The organism is Candidatus Burkholderia verschuerenii (genome assembly GCF_001189365.1).
Lineage (GTDB): Bacteria > Pseudomonadota > Gammaproteobacteria > Burkholderiales > Burkholderiaceae > Caballeronia > Caballeronia verschuerenii.
In genome coordinates this window covers 1-1,647 of the sequence record NZ_LFJJ01000356.1, presented here as the reverse complement: position 1 = coordinate 1,647, position 1,647 = coordinate 1, and the positions used below count along the sequence as shown (strand labels likewise).

At 57.3% G+C, this 1,647-nt stretch carries 2 protein-coding genes; both read left to right on the top strand.

All coding sequences use genetic code 11. The features are described 5' to 3' along the window. The coding region (locus BVER_RS28790) for a tyrosine-type recombinase/integrase (RefSeq protein WP_157056300.1) at positions 1-534 on the top strand (534 nt) is incomplete at its 5' end. Then, positions 531-1,529 (top strand): site-specific integrase, encoded by a 999-nt coding sequence (locus BVER_RS28785; RefSeq protein ID WP_050456131.1) that lies wholly within the window; start codon positions 531-533, stop codon positions 1,527-1,529. The genes BVER_RS28790 and BVER_RS28785, both read left to right, overlap by 4 nt. The last annotated feature ends 118 nt before the right edge of the window (positions 1,530-1,647 follow it).

Here is a 1,647-nt window from a genome sequence, read left to right as displayed (position 1 = left end):
TTCGGATTACTGAGCGTATCAGGCATGCGCTTGGGTGAAGCGCGCAATCTCAAACTGCAGGACGTCGATCTGACAGCGGGGATATTGACGATCCGTGGAGCGAAGCTAGGCAAGTCGAGATTCGTTCCTTTGCATGCCTCGACCTACAAGGTGCTAGCAGACTATATCGCACGACGTGAGCATCATTGGGCGGGGCGGCCGGTGTCTTCCTACCTGTTCGTTTCGAGCTGGGGAAACCGGATGGACTGTGGACAGATTCACCGCGCTTTCTATGCGTTGTCGCGGCAGATTGGCTTGCGCGGCGCATCCGACAGTCACGGCCCGCGTCTGCATGACATGAGGCACGTATTTGCGACGAACACACTTGTACACTGGTACCAGTCGGGACAGGATCCCGAGCGCAGATTGCCAATCCTGTCGGCCTACCTCGGCCATGTCCACATCGAGGATACGCAGTGGTATTTGAGCGGCTCGCCCGAACTGATGCGTGAGGCGATGCGCCGCCTCGAACAGCGCTGGGGGGACCAGCCATGACTACTTCCGCCACCTTTGCTCCGTTACTGGAGCAATTCTTCACGCATCGTCTGATGCAGGAACGCCAGGCGAGCCCTCACACCATCAGTTCCTATCGCGATACCTTTCGTCAATTTCTGAAGTTCGTGCATGAGCGCCTGCATAAGCCACCGTCCCGGCTGAACCTTGAGGAAATCGATACTCCCCTGATCGTCGCGTTCCTTGACCAGCTCGAGAAGCACCAAGGCGTTAGCGTTCGAACTCGCAATCTGCGCCTCGCGGCATTCCATTCCTTCTTTCACTACGCCGCGCTCAAAGCACCGGCCCATTCCGCCCAGATCCAGCGAGTGCTTGCCATTCCCAGCAAACGCTTTACCCGTACTCTGGTCCACTTCCTGACGCGTCCTGAAGTCGACGTCTTGCTTGCCTCCCCTGATCAACGTACCTGGTCTGGCCGGCGTGATCACGCCTTTCTGTTGGTCGCGGTACAAACCGGCCTGCGCCTGTCCGAGATGACCGGGCTCAATCGCGAGGACCTGATCCTTGGCGCCGGCGCTCACGTGCGGATGATCGGGAAAGGTCGAAAAGAACGCTGTACACCCATCGCCAGATCCACACTCGCTGTATTGAAAGCGTGGCTGCGAGAACCGCAACGCGGTGATGGCAGAGTACTGTTTCCCAGCAAGCGGGGCGAACGACTCAGCGTTCATGGCGTGCAATACCTGCTAAACAAACATCGCGAGACGGCGTGTAAAGTTTGCCCCTCATTGAGGCAGAAACAGGTCACTGTCCACCGTTTGAGACACACGATGGCCATGGATCTTCTGCAAGCAGGCGTCGATCGGTCTGTGATCGCGTTGTGGCTCGGACATGAATCGGTAGAAACCACGCAGATCTATCTCGAAGCGACGCTTGCGATGAAGGAACAAGCCCTTGAGAAGACATCTCCGCCACGCGGCAAGCCAGGACGCTACCGGCCGGCAGACCAGCTCCTGAGCTTCCTGAATAGTCTGTAGGGTGCCCGAATTATGTCGGGCGACGGGCTGAGCACTTCCGCTATCCGAGTTGCAATCTTCGAACGATCAAGGACACTCAATCAAGTTCACCCGACATAATCAGGAAGGGTAGATAGTG

What these genes read in the sequence shown, in the direction of transcription:
- BVER_RS28785 (WP_050456131.1), top strand. Translation starts at nt 531, where the DNA reads ATGACTACTTCCGCCACCTTTGCTCCGTTACTGGAGCAATTCTTCACG.